This is a genomic window from Kitasatospora sp. NPDC001539 (assembly GCF_040298565.1).
Classification (GTDB): Bacteria; Actinomycetota; Actinomycetes; order Streptomycetales; family Streptomycetaceae; genus Kitasatospora.
In genome coordinates this window covers 1-15,558 of the sequence record NZ_JBEPAK010000168.1, presented here as the reverse complement: position 1 = coordinate 15,558, position 15,558 = coordinate 1, and the positions used below count along the sequence as shown (strand labels likewise).

Genomic DNA, 15,558 nt, shown 5'->3' with positions numbered 1-15,558 from the left:
CGCCCATCCGGCCCCAGAGCTGTTCGTAGGTGACGGCGATGCCCAGGGTGCGGCTGAGCACCTCGCAGACGGTCTGGTCGTGCGGACTGCGCGGCGCCCGGCCTCCGGTGGACGACCACGCGGCAGGGCCGGACGCGCCGCCCGGCCCCCGCAGCCGCCGGGCCGGCGCGGCGGGTCAGGACCGCCCCGCCAGCCGCCTGGCCCGCAGCCGGTCGGCCGTGATGGCCAGCCCCAGGACGCAGCCGAGCACGATGTTCGTGTAGTTCGAGTTGACCTGCAGGGTCGTCAGCCCGTTGTTGATGAGTTCCAGCAGCACGGCCCCGGCCACGATCCCCAGGATCCGGCCCTGTCCGCCGGTCAGGCTGACGCCGCCGATGACGGCCGCGGCGATCGCCGAGAGCTCCCAGCCGACGCCCACCCCGCTCGCGGAGCCCACGCCCATCCGGCCCAGCACGAGCAGGCCGGCGAACGCCGACACCAGCGAGGAGGCCACGTACATGGACACCACGCGCCGGTCGCCGCGGATACCGGCGAGCCGGGCCGCCTCGGCGTTGCCGCCCACGGCGTAGACCTGGCGGCCGGCACAGGTGCGTTCCAGGAAGAACCAGACCGCGGCGGTGAACACCGCGAACAGCACCAGCGGCACCGGGATCTGGGCCAGGTAGCTCTGGCCGACGTCCCCGAAGAACGGGGAGATCCCGACGATCGAGGTCCCGGAGGTGATCGCGAGCGTGACGCCCTGCGCCACCGTGTACGTGACGAGCGTGACGACGAACGGCGGCATCCGCAGCCGGGTGACGGCCAGCCCGTGCACCAGCCCGACCAGTCCGGCGACGGCCAGGGTGGCCAGGATCGCCAGAGGGGCGGGAAGCCCGGCACGCACGTCGAACCAGGACATCAGGATCACGCTGGTGCCGAGCAGGGCACCCACCGACAGGTCGATGCCGCCGGTCAGGATCACCAGGGACTCGCCGACCGCGATCAGGCCGTACTGAGCCAGGTCGGCCCCCATGCCCTGGAGGTTCACCGCGCTGGCGAAGGTGTCGCGGGACAGCGAGAGCGCCGTGAACACCGCGACGCAGGCGAGCACGACACCCACCTCGGGCGTGTCGACCAGTGCGCGCAGCCGGCTCCTCGGCGGTGCCGCCGCGTCGCGGTGGAGAGGGGCGGTCCGGGTCGTCATGCGGTGGCCTCCGAATCTGCTGCCTGGGGTTGCGCGTCCGCCGACGGGCTTCGCCCGCCCGTCGCGGCGGTCATGATCAGCTCCTTGCCGAAGCGCTCGCGCGGCAGGTCGGCGACGATCCGGCCGTCGGCCATGACCAGGATCCGGTGGCAGATCCGCAGCAGTTCCTCCAGCTCGGACGAGGCCATCAGGACGGCGAGGCCCTCGGCCGCGGCCCGGTCGACGAGCCGGTAGATCTCGGCCTTGGCGCCGACGTCGACGCCCCGGGTGGGCTCGTCGAGCAGTAGCACCTCGGGATCGGCGTGCAGCCACCGCCCGAACACGACCTTCTGCTGGTTCCCGCCGGACAGGTCGCCGATCGGCTGCTCCTGGCTGTGCAGCCGCACGCCCAGGTCCTCGACGATCCGGCGGGAGCGTTCCCGGTCGCCGCGCGGGGTGAGCACACCGTGCCGGGAGTCGCGTCGCAGGGTGGCCAGGGTGGCGTTCCAGCGCACCGGGTGCCGCAGCAACAGCGCCTGCTCCTTGCGGTCCTCCGGCACCAGGCCGATGCCGGCGGCGACCGCGTCGGCGGGATGGCGCGGACGGAAGCGGCGGCCGTTCAGTTCGACCTCGCCACCGGTGCGCGGCTGCGCGCCCATCAGGGTGTGCAGCAGCCGGCTGCGGCCGGAGCCCATCAGCCCGGCGACGCCGACGACCTCCCCGGCGCGCAGTTCCAGGTCGACCGGGCCGAGGCCGGCCGCGGTCAGCCCGTGGGCGGTCAGCACCCGGCGGGCCGTCGGCGGGACGGGCCGCACGGTCACCTCCTGGGCGAGGTCGACGCCGACCATCTCGCGGATCATCCGCTCCTCGGTGGCCTGCGCGGGGGAGAGGTCGGCGACCAGGAGGCCGCTGCGCAGCACCAGCACGCGGTCGGCGAGGTCCCGTACCTCGTCCAGGCGGTGCCCGATGAACAGGACGGCCCCGCCGGCCGCGGCGTGCCGCCGGGCGAGGGCGAGGACCTTCCCGGCCTCGACCGGTCCGAGCGAGGAGGTGGGCTCGTCGAGGATCAGGACCAGGGGGCGGGTGCCCCAGGCCTTGGCGATCTCGATCATCTGCCGCAGCGGGACGGGCAGTCGGTCCACCCTGCGGTCGACATCGATCCCGTCGACGCCGATGTCCGCCAGCAGTTCCCGGGCCTCGCTCCGGGTGCCGGCCCGGTCGAACAGAGCGCGGCGCAGCGGCCCCGCCTTCCGGGCGGTTCGGGGGCGCCGGCCGAGCAGCAGGTTCTCGGCCACGCTCAGCCCTCCGACCAGCGGGAACTCCTGCGACACCAGGCCGACGCCGAGGGACTTGGCGTGGTCGGGCCGGCCCGGTTGCAGGGGGCGACCGCCGATCAGGACCTCTCCTGCCGTCGGGGCGACGATGCCGGAGAGCACGCCCATGAGGGTGGACTTGCCGGCCCCGTTCTCGCCGACCACACAAGTGATCTGTCCTCTCCTCAGCTCCAGGGCGGGGAGGTCGAGCACGGTGACCGGCCCGTAGCTCTTGCGCACCGAGCGCAGGGTGACGGCGGGTCCGTCGGCGCGGGGCCGTGCGGTGGTGGCGGTCATCCGGTCACCCCGCGATGCCGAGCTGGGTCTGCTTGGCCCGGAAGGCGGCGAGGTTGTCCTGGGTCACCACGCCCACGCCGGAGCTGAGGGTGGTGCCGTCGGACTCCAGGTACGGCTTGACGAGGGCCAGGGTGCCGTCCTTGCCCAGCAGCTTCAGCGCGGCCAACAGGTACGCGCCGGTGTAGCCCTGCTGGTAGGGCGACTGGACGACGGTGGCCTGGATGACGCCCTGCTGGATGAAGGCCAGGGTCTGCGCGTCGCTGTCGTCGGAGATCACTTTGACCTTGCCGGTCTTCCCCGCCGCCTGCACCGCCTGGGCGGCCGAGGGCCCGTCGTAGGAGTAGACCCCGTACAGGCCGGTCACGTTGGGGTCGGTCTGGATGGCGGTCTGGGCGTTGGTGAGGGCCTTGGAGGCGTCCATGTTGTCGGCGAGCTTGTTGGTGACCTTGATGCCGGTGCCCTTGAGCGCGTCCTCGAAGCCCTGGATGCGCTCCACCGCGTTGGAGGCGGTGAGCGATCCGACCAGCACCACGACCTCGCCCTTGCCGCCCAGCGCGGCCTTCATCGCCTCCCCGGCCTTCTTGCCCGCCTGGTAGTTGGGCGTGCCGAGGTAGAGCGCGGCGCCGTCCTCGGCCGGGAGCGGGGAGTCGATGGCGAGGACCGGGATGCCGGCCGAAGCGGCGGACTGGATCGGCGACTTGACGGCCGTCGGGTCGATCGCGGAGAGCGAGAAGGCGGAGATGTCCTGGCCGCGGAGGGTCTGGATGATGGACAGCTGCTGGTCGAGCCGGCCGTTGGCCGGGGCCTGGAAGGTGCCCTTGGCGCCGAGGTCGGACAGCCCCTTGGTGAAGCCGGTCTTCCCGGCGTTCCAGTAGTCCACGGCGACGTTGACCACCATGGCCAGGTCCAGCGCGGAGACGTCCTTGCCCTGGATCGCGGCCTTGAGCGCGGCGTCGAGGCGGGCCAGGTTGTCGTCGTTGAAGGTGATGTCGCCCTGGATCGCGGGCGCGGCGGCCGCGGTGGAGCCGGCGGACGCGCCGGAGTCGCCGGCGCCCTGTTTGCTGCAGCCGGCGGTCAGGGCCAGGACGGCGGCCGCGGCGGCCGCGACACGGGCGGCTCTGGGGAGCCGGGACAGGGGTGCGCGCATGGGTGGTTCCTCTCGGTCGCTGCCGGTGGGGTGGGAGGCGCGGATGAAGAGCGCGGTGGACCGGCGCGAGTGCTGGGGTGTGTTGTGGAGTGTGAGCGCTAACATCGGCCAGCGTCAACCACCGTGCAGCAACCCGACGATGACGACTGACGGGACCTCAGGCCGGACCGGCCGCTCTGACCGCAGGGTGTGTCGGAGGTCTTGACGGCGCACCGTCGATGCGGGCACTGTCACCCGTCCAGGAACCCTTCACCTCTCCGGCTCGGGCCGCCGACTGCCGCCCGCGCTGGATTGTTAGCGCTCACTTTCCCTCTGACCGCGCTCACCGATGAGCAGGGAGACACCATGAGTGACAACAGGACGATCCGCGGACGAGGTGCGCTGCGCCGCCTCGCCCGCGCCGGGGCGGCACTCGCCGTCCTCGTCGGCGCGCTGGCCGGCGCCACCGCGACCAGCGGCGTGGCGCAGGCCGCCACGCAGGGCCCGTGCGACGTGTACGCCGCCGGCGGCACGCCCTGTGTGGCCGCGCACAGCACCACCCGCGCGCTGTACGCCGGTTACGGCGGCCGGCTGTACCAGGTCCGGCGCTCGTCGGACCAGGCCGTGCGGGACATCGGCGTGCTGGGCACCGGCGGCTACGCCGACGCCGCCGCCCAGGACTCCTTCTGCGCCGGCACCAGCTGCGTGATCACCGTGATCTACGACCAGTCCGGCAAGGGCAACCACCTGACCCAGGCCCCCGGGGGCGGGGCGGCGCCCGGACCGGACAACCTGGCGGACGCGACCCTGGCGCCCACCACGCTGAACGGCCACCGGGCCTACGGCGTGTACGTGGCGAAGGGCACCGGCTACCGCAACAACCACACCACGGGCATCGCGACCGGCGACCAGCCCGAGGGGATGTACGCGATCCTGGACGGCACGCACTACAACGGCGGCTGCTGCTTCGACTACGGCAACGCCGAGACCAGCAGCACCGACACCGGCAACGGTCACATGGAGGCCATCTACTTCGGCAACATCAAGGTCTGGGGCTACGGCAGCGGTCCGGGCCCCTGGGTGATGGCCGACCTGGAGAACGGCCTGTTCTCGGGCGCGAACACCCGCTACAACGCCAACGACCCGACCGTGAACCACCGTTACCTGACCGCCATGGTCAAGGGCGCGCCGAACCAGTGGGCGATCCGGGCCGGCGACGCGCAGTCCGGCGGCCTGTCGACGTTCTACTCCGGACCGCGCCCGAACGCGGCGGGCTACAACCCGATGCACAAGGAGGGAGCGATCATCCTGGGCATCGGCGGCGACAACAGCAACGGCGCCGAAGGCACGTTCTACGAGGGCGTGATGACCTCGGGCTACCCGTCGGAGGCGACCGAGAACGCCGTCCAGGCCAACATCGTCGCCGCCGGCTACGCCAACTCCTCGGCCACCACGGGGGCGTTGCGCGGCACCGGCTCGGGCAAGTGCCTGGACGTGCCCAACGCCTCCGCCACCCCGGGGCTGCAGGCCCAGATCTACAGCTGCTCCGGCGGAGCGAACCAGACCTGGACCCGTACCGGGGACGGGCGGCTCACCGTCGACGTCGGCGGCACGACGCTCTGCCTGGACGCCGCCGGCGGTGCGACCGCCGACGGCACCAAGGTCGTGACCTGGCCCTGCACCGGCGGTGCCAACCAGCAGTGGCGCTTCAACGCCGACGGCAGCGTCACGGGCGTGCAGTCGGGCCGGTGCCTGGACGTCGCCGGGGCGGCGACCGCCGACGCCACGCCCGTCCAGCTGTGGACCTGTTGGGGCGGCGGCAACCAGAAGTGGACCCTCGGGTAGCACCCACCGAGGCCGGGCCCGGTTCCGCCGCCTCGCGGAGCCGGGCCCGGCCGGCGTCGGCCGGTGGCGCAGGGCCACCGAGGGGCACGACGGCGCCCGGCGCGACGGGGCGGGGGGACCGGAAGGCCGATCGCAGCTCCCAGCCGACCACGCGGCTGGTATGAAGGGAAGCCGCCGGTCGAACCGACGGTGACGGATTGGCCTGGACCTGGTCGCGTACTGTGGTCCACGACCGAGGAGGGGACTGCGAGTGGGAACCGACAGCGCCGGGACGGATCAGCGCCAGCCCGTGATGGCCGACGTGGCGAAACTGGCGGGCGTGTCCCACCAGACGGTGTCCCGGGTGCTGAACGGCGCCCCGCACGTCCGACCCGACACCCGGGACCGGGTCCTGGCGGCCATCCGGGAACTCGACTACCGGCCCAACTCGGCCGCCCGTACCCTGGTGACCCGCCGCTCGCAGACCCTCGGCGTGGTCAGCTTCGATTCGACCCTCTACGGCCCCGCCTCGATGCTGGACGGGATCGAGCGCGCCGCGCGCAGCGCCGGGTACTTCGTGAGCGTGACCAGTCTGCGCTCGCTGGACGGCCGTTCGGTCCAGGAGGCCGTCGACCGGCTGCGCGACCAGGGGGTCGAGGGCGTGGTCGTCATCGCTCCGCAGACGTCCACCGTCAGCGCGGTGTCCCGCCTCTCCAGCTCCGTACCGCTCGTCGCCGTCGGTTCGGGCAACCAGACCCAGGTGCCCATGGTGTCGGTGGGCAACCGCTTCGGCGCCAAGGAGGCCACCGGGCACCTGCTCGACCTGGGCCACCGCACCGTGCACCACGTGGCGGGGCCGGCCAACTGGCTGGAGAGCCAGGACCGCGAAGAGGGGTGGCGGCTCGCGCTGCAGGCCGCCGGAGCCCCGGTGCCGCCCGTGGAGCGCGGCGACTGGAGCGCCCGCTCCGGCTACCAGGCCGGCCTGCGGATCGCCGGACTGCGTGACGTCACCGCCGTCTTCTGCGCCAACGACCACATGGCCCTCGGCCTGCTGCGCGCCCTGCACGAGGCCGGCCGGTCCGTCCCCGAGGACATCAGCGTGGTCGGCTTCGACGACATCCCGGAGGCCGCCTACTTCACCCCGCCGCTGACCACCGTGCGGCAGGACTTCGGCGAACTCGGCCGCAGAGCGCTGGAACTCCTCGTCGGGGAACTCGAAGGCGTCGCGCCCGCCCGCACCCACGTGCAGATCACCCCGGAGATGGTGCTGCGGCGCAGCGTCGCCCCCTCGAGGAACCGGTGATCCGGTAGCCGGGCATCGGGCGGCGCACGCGCGGTCGTGGTCGTCCGCCAGGCCGGTCGAGGGCGGCCGGACCGCCGGGCCGTCGGGACGGCACATCCCTTGACAGCGTATATGTGAACGCTAACAATTCCTGTGAACGCTAACAGAAGCGCTCCCAGCTCCGCCGGCGGGCACGGACGCTGCCTCCGTCCGTCCGTCGGCGGTCCCCCTCCGCCCTTCCCCGACGGAGCCGCGGAACGGAGTCCGTCGCCCGGTGCGGTCCGCCCTGCCCCGGACCTGACCGCACCGGGCGACGGGCGACAACCCCGGCCTCCCGCACCAACGATGAGGAAGTGACCGTGATACCTGCCGCCCGGGACTCGGAGAGGTACGTCGTCGGCATCGACTTCGGCACCCTCTCCGGCCGCGCCGTGGTGGTCCGCGTGCGCGACGGCGAAGAGCTCGGCACCGCCGTCCACGAGTACCCGCACGCCGTCATCGACCGCGAGCTGCCCGGCACCGGCCGGCCGCTCCCTCCCGACTGGGCGCTCCAGCACCCCGCGGACTGGCGCGACGTGCTGCGCACCGCCGTCCCGGCGGCGCTCGCCGACGCCGGCGTCGACCCCGCCGAGGTCATCGGCATCGCCACCGACTTCACCGCCTGCACGGTCCTCCCGGTCCTGGCCGACGGCACCCCCCTGGCGGAGACGCCCGATTGGGCGCCCCACCCGCACGCCTGGCCCAAGCTCTGGAAGCACCACGCCGCCCAGGGCCAGGCGGACCGGATCAACGCGCTGGCCCACGTCCGCGGGGAGAAGTGGCTCCCGCGGTACGGCGGCCGGATCTCCGCCGAATGGCAGTACGCCAAGGCCCTGCAGGTCCTGGAGGAGGACCCGGCCGTCTACGCCGCGTGCGCGCGCTGGATCGAGGCCGCCGACTGGATCGTCTGGCAGCTGACCGGCGCCGAGAGCCGCAACACCTGCACCGCCGGCTACAAGGGCATCCACCAGGACGGCAGCTACCCGAGCGAGGAGTACCTCGCCGCGCTCCACCCGGACTTCGCCGACTTCGCCCGCACCCGCCTGGAGCACCCGCTCTCCCCGCTCGGCTCCCGGGTCGGCTTCCTGACCCCACAGGCGGCGCAGTGGACCGGTCTGCCCGAGGGGATCGCCGTGGCGGCGGGCAACGTCGACGCCCACGTCGCCGCACCCGCGGCACGGGCCGTCGACGACGGCCAGCTCCTGGCCATCATGGGCACCTCCACCTGCCACGTCGTCAACGGTGCCGCACTGGCCGAGGTCCCCGGCATGTGCGGCGTGGTGGAGGACGGCATCGTCGCCGGCTCCTTCGGCTACGAGGCCGGTCAGAGCGCCGTCGGCGACATCTTCGCCTGGTGGCTGCGCCAGGGCCTGCCCGCCGACTACCTGGCCGAGGCCGAGCGCAACGGCGAGGACGCGCACCAGCTCCTCACCCGCAAGGCCGCCGCCCAGCCGGTCGGCGCCCACGGCCTGGTGGCGCTGGACTGGATGAACGGCAACCGCTCCACCCTGGTCGACCACCACCTCTCCGGAGTGATCGCCGGGCTCACCCTGGCCACCCGCCCGGAGGAGATCTACCGCGCCCTGCTGGAGGCCACCGCCTTCGGCACCCGCGTCATCGTGGAGGCCCTGGAACGCGGTGGCGTCCCCGTCACCGAGTTCGTCGTCACCGGCGGCCTCAAGAAGAACGAACTGCTCATGCAGATCTACGCCGACGTGCTGCGCCGCCCGGTGTCGGTCGCCGAGTCCGAGCAGGGCCCGGCGCTCGGATCGGCGATCCACGCCGCCGTCGCCGCCGGGGCCTACCCCGACGTCCGGACCGCGGCGTCCGCCATGGGCCGCGTGCGCCCGGCGGCGTACCGGCCGGACCGGGCCCGCGCCGACGTGTACGACCGGCTCTTCGCCGAGTACCGGGCCCTGCACGACCACTTCGGCCTCGGCGCCGACAAGCTCCTGCACCGCCTGCGCGACATCCGCAACGCCGCCCTCACCCCATCGAGCGAGGCCCTGTGAACGCGACCATCGACCTCATCCGCCGGCAGGTCAGCGACCTCCACCAGGAACTGGTCCGCTACGACCTGGTGGTCTGGACGGCGGGCAACGTCTCCGCCCGCGTCCCCGGCGAGGACCTGCTGGTGATCAAGCCGAGCGGCGTCCCCTACGGAGAACTGTCGCCCCAGAACATGATCGTCTGCGACCTGGACGGCAACGTGGTGGAGGGCGACCACTCGCCGTCGTCCGACACGGCCGCGCACGCCTACGTCTACCGTCACCTGCCCGAGGTCGGCGGGGTGGTGCACACCCACTCCACCTACGCCAGCGCCTGGGCGGCCCGCGGTGAGGCCGTGCCCTGCGTGCTCACCGCGATGGCCGACGAGTTCGGCGCCGAGATCCCGGTCGGCCCGTTCGCGCTGATCGGGGACGACTCGATCGGCCGGGGCATCGTGGACACCCTCAAGGGCCACCGCTCGCCCGCGGTCCTCATGCAGAACCACGGTGTCTTCACCATCGGCAAGGACGCCGAGGCCGCCGTCAAGGCCGCCGTGATGTGCGAGGACGCGGCCCGCACCGTCCACATCTCCCGGCAGCTCGGCGAGCCCCTGCCGATCGCCCAGGCGGCCATCGACAGCCTCAACTTCCGCTACCAGAACGTCTACGGCCAGCACCCCGAGGCCCGGTAAGGAGTCACCACCATGACGTCACTCGCTGGACGCGAGATCTGGTTCCTGACCGGCAGTCAGGGACTCTACGGCGAGGAGACGCTGCGGCAGGTCGCCGAGCAGTCCCAGCGGATCGCCGGCACACTGGGCGCAGACCCCGCCCTGCCGGTCGAGCTCGTCTGGAAGCCCGTCCTCACCGACGCCTCCGCCATCCGCCGCACCTGTCTGGAGGCCAACGCGGAGGACCGGTGCATCGGCCTGATCGCCTGGATGCACACCTTCTCCCCGGCGAAGATGTGGATCGCCGGCCTCGACGCCCTGCAGAAGCCCCTGCTCCACCTGCACACCCAGGCCAACGTCGAACTGCCCTGGGACTCCATCGACATGGACTTCATGAACCTGAACCAGGCCGCCCACGGCGACCGCGAGTTCGGTTACATCCAGTCCCGCCTCGGCGTCGCCCGCAAGACCGTCGCCGGGCACGTGAGCGACCCCGCCGTGACCGCCCGGATCGCCACCTGGGCCCGTGCCGCCGCCGGCCGCGCCGAACTGCGCGGCCTCAAGCTCGCCCGCTTCGGCGACAACATGCGCGACGTCGCCGTCACCGAGGGCGACAAGGTCGAGGCCCAGCTCCGCTTCGGCGTCTCCGTCAACACCTACGGAGTCAACGACCTCGTCGCGGCGGTGGACGCCGCGACCGACGCCGACGTCACCGAGCTCGTCAAGGAGTACGAGGACAGCTACCGCCTCGCCCCCGAACTGCGCGTCGGCGGGGAGCGCCACGAGTCGCTGCGCTACGCGGCGCGGATCGAGCTCGGCCTGCGCGGCTTCCTGGACGAGGGCGGCTTCAGGGCCTTCACCACCAACTTCGAGGACCTCGGCGGGCTGCGCCAGCTGCCCGGCCTCGCCGTGCAGCGACTGATGGCCGACGGCTACGGCTTCGGCGGCGAGGGCGACTGGAAGACCGCCACGCTGCTGCGCACCCTCAAGGTGACCGCCACCGGCCTGGCCGGGGGCACGTCCTTCATGGAGGACTACACCTACCACCTCGAGCCCGGCCGTGAACTGATCCTCGGCGCGCACATGCTGGAGGTCTGCCCGAGCATCGCGGCCGCCACCCCGTCGTGCGAGATCCACCCGCTCGGCATCGGCGGCCGCGAGGACCCGGTCCGCCTGGTCTTCGACGCCGAGCCCGGCCCCGCCGTGGTGGTCGGCCTGGCCGACCTGGGGGACCGCTTCCGGCTGGTCGCCAACGACGTCGACGTCGTCGAGCCGCCGGCGCCACTGCCCGAGCTCCCGGTGGCCCGCGCCGTCTGGAAGCCCCGCCCGGACCTCCACACCTCCGCCGAGGCGTGGCTGACCGCCGGTGCGCCGCACCACACCGTGCTCTCCGGCGCGCTCGGCGCGGAGGAACTGGAGGACCTGGCCGAGATGCTCGGCGTGGAGCTCCTGGTGATCGACGAGGACACGTCCATCCGCCGGTTCACGAAGGAGCTCCGCTGGAACCAGGCCTACCACCGGCTGGCCCAGGGCATCTGACCCGCCCCGTCCGGCCGGCGGCGCCCGCCCGCGAGGCGGCGCCGCCGGGCATCCGCACCGCGGCGACGCCGTGCCGAACCCCCATGGAGCAGGACCCGTGCCGAGAGACACCCTCGTATCCCACGGCGACGTGACGGTGACCCAGGAGCGGGCCGCGACGCTGCCGGACGGGCGGCGGATCACGCGCTGGACCTTCGGTGCGCCCGAGGGCGTGACGGTGGAGGTGCTCAGCCTGGGGGCCCGCCTGCAAGCGGTGCACGCCCCGGACCGGGACGGACGGCGCTGCAACGTCGTCCTCGGCTGCGAGGAGGTCGAGGACCTGCTCGGGGAGGCCGCGTACTTCGGGGCGACGGTCGGCCGCTACGCCAACCGGATCGCCGGCGGGGTGCTGCCGATCGACGGCACGAGGCACCGACTGGCGGTCCAGGACACCGGCCACACCCTGCACGGCGGCCCGGACGGTTTCGCCACCCGGCTCTGGGACGGCGTGGCGGTCCGCGAGGGCCGCCGGGCCGGGGTCCGGCTGCGGCTGCACAGCCCGGACGGCGACCAGGGGTTCCCGGGGGCCCTCACCGCCGAGGTGAGCTACCTGCTCGACCCGGCCGGGGACCTCTCCATCGTCTACCGCGCCGCCGCCGACGCACCCACGGTCGTCAACCTCACCAACCACGCGTACTTCAACCTGGCGGGCGAGGGCTGCGGAACGGTGCTCGACCACCTGCTCCGGGTCGAGGCGGCGGGATACCTCCCGGTGGACGGGGACCTGATCCCGCTGGGGCCCGTCGCGCCCGTCGCCGGTACGCCGTTCGACCTGCGCGAATCCCGGCCGATCGCGGACCCCGTCGCGGACGGCCACCCGCAGATCCGCCGGGCCGGCCGGGGCTTCGACCACAGCTGGGTGCTCAGCGGGAAGGGCCTCCGGAAGGCCGCGGTGCTGAGCCACCCGGCCAGCGGCCGGCGGATCGAGTGCTTCACGACGGAGCCGGCGCTCCAGGTCTACACCGGGAACCACTTCGACGGCTCGCTGACCGGCCGCTCCGGCCGCCCGTACCCGGCTCACGCGGGCATCGCGCTGGAGACCCAGCACTTCCCGGACTCGCCCAACCGGCCCGAGTACCCCTCCACCGTCCTGCGCCCGGGGGAGGAGTACGGCTCGATGACGGTCTACCGCTTCCTGTCCGCGTAGGACCCGACGGGGCGGTGTCCGGAGGCGGCGAACCGGGGCGGTGAGCCCGGGGGGCGGCGAACCGGGGCGGTGAGCTCGGCGGAGCCCACCGCCCCTCGTCGTGCGAGGGGGGCGGTGCCGACCCGGTGCCGGGCGGGCCGGTGGCCCCTCGGTCGTGTCACGGCGCCGAAGCGTCGACGATCCGTTCGAAGAGGAACTCGTGCTTGAGGAAGGAGACGTCGTACTCGTGTCCCGGGTACGGCGGGATCAGCTGCGCGGCCTGGAACAGCCGCCAGCCGTCCCGGAGCGCCGCCACCCCGGTCTCGTACGGCGGATCGTCGCTGTCGCCGGTGGTGGGGGAGGAGCGGCCGGTGCCGTCGTACCTCGCCCAGCCGATGACGGCGGAGTCCAGCGCGGAGCTGGAGAGGTAGAGCACCAGGACCTGCTGCCGGGCCGTGTCCGTCGTCATCGCGCCTTCACCTCGGGGTGGTTGGAGACCCTGGTCACCAAGTGGTCGAGGTCGTAGCCGTCGTCGCCGGTCAGTGCCCGCCAGAGCAGGATGCGGTTGTACAGCTCCAGACGACCGGTCGCCCCCTCGTACCACGGGAACAGCGCGCCCAACTCCACGTTCACCTGGGGGTCGTGGAGATCCGAGGTGTCCCACAGCCGTTGCTGGCGCCCCGTCGGATTGAAGCGGATCTTGAACATGTAGCGAAGCGTGTCGCTGTCGTTGCGCCTGCCGCCGTGCCACAGGCCGTGGTGCAGAAACACCACCGTTCCGGCCGCGCAGACCAGCCGGTCCTGGCCGCGCAGGTTCTGGTACCGGGCGGTGTCCGTCCCGGCTTCCGGTGTCCGACTCCGGTGGAGTGCCGGGGAACCGTGGCACCGGCTCGTGGCCGATGGGCCTAACGCGGAGCGTGAGGACGAGCGGGCGGCGGCCGCGAGGGTCCGGCCGGTGCCCAGCGGCTCTCGTCGCCGGCCGGGGTCGCGCCCGGAGCGCCCCGACGCCCTCGCGACCGCCGAGGTCCGGTGCCTCCCTCGACATCGCCCGGATCGCGCGACTAGGCTCACGCGCGGACAAGCTATTCAATTTGTTGACTATGGAGCCCGCCGTGCACCCCTTCCGCGCAGCCGTCGAGGCCGGCGACCACGACGCCCTCGAGGCCCTCCTGGCCGAGGACGTCGTCTTCACCAGCCCCGTCGTCTTCAAGCCCTACCCGGGCAAGGCCATGACCGCCGCGATCCTGCGCGGTGCCGCACGGGTCCTCGAGGACTTCCACTACGTCCGCGAGATCAACGACGCCGGCGGCCGCGACCACGCGTTCGTCTTCAAGGCCACCGTCGACGGCCGCGAGGTGCACGGCTGCGACTTCCTCCACGTCGACGAGGACGGCCTGATCGACGAGTTGACGGTGATGGTCCGCCCCCTCTCCGGCGCCCAGGCGCTCGCCGCCGCGATGGGCGCGCAGTTCGAGCGGATCACCGCCGAGGCGCTGGGCACGTCCGCGGCATGACGGCGACCACGGGCTTCCGCCGCTACGTCGCGGTCGGCGACAGCCAGACCGAGGGCCTGGGGGACGGTGACGAGGTCGCCGGATGGCGCGGCTGGGCGGACCGACTGGCCGAGACGATCGCCGGACACGAACCGGGCCTGCGCTACGCCAACCTCGCCGTGCGCGGCCGACTCGCCGGGCAGGTGCGGGCCGAACAGCTCGGCCCCGCGCTCGCGCTGCGGCCGGACCTGGTCACCGTGGTCGCCGGGATGAACGACCTGATGCGGCCGGGCTTCGACGCGGGCGAGGTGGTGGCGGAGCTGGACGCGATGTTCGCCGCCTTCACGGCCACCGGGGCGCGGGTGCTCACCTTCACGTTCCCCGACATCGGCCGGATCGCACCACTGGCCCGCGGGCTGCGACCCCGGCTCCTGGACCTCAACGCGCGCATCCGGGCCACGGCCGACCACCGCGGAGTCGTGGTCGTCGACTTCTTCCCGCACCAGGTGACGACCGACCCGCGCATGTGGAGCGCGGACCGGCTGCACGCCAGCCCGCTCGGTCACGCCGGGATCGCCGCCGCGGCGGCCGAAGCGCTCGCGCTGCCCGGCACCGACGGCGGGTGGGCCGAGCCGCTGCCGCCGTTGCCCGTGGCAGGCGCCCGCCGGCGAGCCGTCCAGGAGGCCGCCTGGATCGGCACCTTCCTCGGACCGTGGCTGATGCGGCGCCTGCGCGGGCGCTCCTCCGGCGACGGCCGGGTCGCGAAGCGCCCGGATCTGCGGCCGGTCGAGGCTCCCCGTCCGGCGCACTGAGCGGACGCCCCCGAAGACCGTCAGACCGGCCCCTGCGCCGGCCCCTGCGCGGGGGCCGACGCGGCGGCCCGCCGGTCCAGAACGGCGAGCGCCTGCTCGCACCAGCGCTGGTTCTCGCGCTCGAACGACAGTCCGCGCATCAGGGTCAGGTACGGCCCAATCCGTTCGGCCGTGGCGAGGTACTCGTCCTCGAAGCGCCCGTCCAGCAGCCGCGCCCGCAGGCGCTCGTAGCGGGCCACCTTGGCCTGTGCCCACACCAGCCGTTCGAGCAGTGCCGCGCGCACGGCGTGCGGGTCGCCGGCGTCCACGGCCTGCACCTGGACGAGCAGCTCGTCGCGGATCGCGGACGGCCGCGGCGGCGAGGCCGTGAACGACCGCAGCGCGGCGCGGCCCGCCTCGGTGAGCGAGAACAGCCGCTTGTTCGGCCGCCGCTCCTGCTCCACGACCCGGGCGCTGACCAGCCCCTCGGCCTTCATCCGGTCCAGCTCCCGGTAGAGCTGCTGCGGTGTGGCCATCCAGAAGTTCGCCGCCGACGCGTCGAACGCCTTCGTCAGGTCGTAACCGGACGCCTCGCCCTCCAGGAGGGTCGACATGATCGCGTTGCGCAGGGCCATGCCGCCAGCCTAGCGAGTGCCCGGTGCACCGGCGACCGATGCGACTATTCAACGATGCACCTATCTCGGTGCGGGCCTGGGATGCCGGCGGTTCCAGCGGCGTCGAGGCGGCGTCCGGAGCACCGTCGGCGTCGATCGTCGGTCACCCGGGCACTGCAGCGGCGCATCGCCCGGGCCCGCCGCTACTCCCAGCTGAGCGCGATCGCCTACCGGCACGGCCTGGGTCGGCTGCT

General features: G+C 73.2%; 13 protein-coding genes and 1 pseudogene. 8 read left to right on the top strand and 6 right to left on the bottom strand.

What is annotated here, in order from left to right; genetic code table 11:
- Positions 1-175 precede the first annotated feature (175 nt).
- From ABT247_RS23425 to ABT247_RS23415, 3 genes are read right to left on the bottom strand one after another with little or no spacing between them, the layout of a single operon-like run.
- Positions 176-1,183 (bottom strand): ABC transporter permease, encoded by a 1,008-nt coding sequence (locus ABT247_RS23425; protein WP_350745259.1) that lies wholly within the window; start codon positions 1,181-1,183, stop codon positions 176-178.
- Entirely contained in the window at positions 1,180-2,772 is a 1,593-nt protein-coding gene (locus ABT247_RS23420) for a sugar ABC transporter ATP-binding protein (RefSeq protein WP_350745256.1), read from the bottom strand. Before ABT247_RS23420 ends, ABT247_RS23425 begins: the two co-directional genes overlap by 4 nt.
- A 4-nt stretch (positions 2,773-2,776) precedes the next feature.
- Positions 2,777-3,919: a substrate-binding domain-containing protein gene (locus tag ABT247_RS23415; protein WP_350745253.1), complete on the bottom strand. Its 1,143-nt coding sequence runs from the start codon at positions 3,917-3,919 to the stop codon at positions 2,777-2,779.
- A gap of 345 nt (positions 3,920-4,264) precedes the next feature.
- On the opposite strand from ABT247_RS23415, the gene ABT247_RS23410 reads away from it, so the two are divergent.
- The 6 genes from ABT247_RS23410 to ABT247_RS23385 all read left to right on the top strand — a co-directional run bounded on the left by ABT247_RS23410 (position 4,265) and on the right by ABT247_RS23385 (position 12,427).
- Positions 4,265-5,743 carry an arabinofuranosidase catalytic domain-containing protein gene (locus ABT247_RS23410; RefSeq protein ID WP_350745249.1) on the top strand — a complete coding sequence of 493 codons (1,479 nt, stop codon included), beginning with the start codon at positions 4,265-4,267 and terminating at the stop codon, positions 5,741-5,743.
- Between the two features lie 292 nt (positions 5,744-6,035).
- The gene (locus ABT247_RS23405) at positions 6,036-7,025 is read left to right on the top strand and encodes a LacI family DNA-binding transcriptional regulator (RefSeq protein ID WP_502892488.1); all 990 of its coding nucleotides are present in this window, start codon (positions 6,036-6,038) and stop codon (positions 7,023-7,025) included.
- A gap of 332 nt (positions 7,026-7,357) precedes the next feature.
- Positions 7,358-9,055, top strand: coding sequence for a ribulokinase (locus ABT247_RS23400; protein WP_350745244.1), 1,698 nt, complete (start codon positions 7,358-7,360; stop codon positions 9,053-9,055).
- Positions 9,052-9,723: an L-ribulose-5-phosphate 4-epimerase gene (locus ABT247_RS23395; RefSeq protein ID WP_350745241.1), complete on the top strand. Its 672-nt coding sequence runs from the start codon at positions 9,052-9,054 to the stop codon at positions 9,721-9,723. The genes ABT247_RS23400 and ABT247_RS23395 overlap by 4 nt, the downstream gene beginning before the upstream one ends.
- A 12-nt stretch (positions 9,724-9,735) precedes the next feature.
- A complete protein-coding gene (araA, locus tag ABT247_RS23390; RefSeq protein ID WP_350745239.1) occupies positions 9,736-11,241 on the top strand; it encodes an L-arabinose isomerase in 1,506 nt (501 codons plus the stop codon).
- A gap of 97 nt (positions 11,242-11,338) precedes the next feature.
- On the top strand, positions 11,339-12,427 hold the full coding sequence (locus ABT247_RS23385; RefSeq protein WP_350745237.1) for an aldose epimerase family protein: 1,089 nt from the start codon (positions 11,339-11,341) through the stop codon (positions 12,425-12,427).
- A 157-nt stretch (positions 12,428-12,584) separates the two neighbouring features.
- Here the strand turns inward: ABT247_RS23385 and ABT247_RS23380 are convergent, their stop codons facing one another.
- Both ABT247_RS23380 and ABT247_RS23375 read right to left on the bottom strand, forming a co-directional pair.
- Entirely contained in the window at positions 12,585-12,875 is a 291-nt protein-coding gene (locus ABT247_RS23380; protein WP_350745235.1) for a hypothetical protein, read from the bottom strand.
- A pseudogene (locus tag ABT247_RS23375) lies at positions 12,872-13,279 on the bottom strand (phytanoyl-CoA dioxygenase family protein); the annotation flags it as partial. The gene ABT247_RS23380 and the pseudogene ABT247_RS23375, both read right to left, overlap by 4 nt.
- Positions 13,280-13,518: 239 nt before the next feature.
- Between ABT247_RS23375 and ABT247_RS23370 the strand changes: the two are divergent.
- The gene (locus ABT247_RS23370) at positions 13,519-13,920 is read left to right on the top strand and encodes a nuclear transport factor 2 family protein (protein WP_350745232.1); all 402 of its coding nucleotides are present in this window, start codon (positions 13,519-13,521) and stop codon (positions 13,918-13,920) included.
- The gene (locus ABT247_RS23365) at positions 13,917-14,711 is read left to right on the top strand and encodes an SGNH/GDSL hydrolase family protein (RefSeq protein ID WP_350745229.1); all 795 of its coding nucleotides are present in this window, start codon (positions 13,917-13,919) and stop codon (positions 14,709-14,711) included. The genes ABT247_RS23370 and ABT247_RS23365 overlap by 4 nt, the downstream gene beginning before the upstream one ends.
- 20 nt (positions 14,712-14,731) lie before the next feature.
- On the opposite strand, the gene ABT247_RS23360 is transcribed toward ABT247_RS23365, so the two are convergent.
- Positions 14,732-15,325 (bottom strand): PadR family transcriptional regulator, encoded by a 594-nt coding sequence (locus tag ABT247_RS23360; protein WP_350745226.1) that lies wholly within the window; start codon positions 15,323-15,325, stop codon positions 14,732-14,734.
- Positions 15,326-15,558 lie beyond the last annotated feature (233 nt).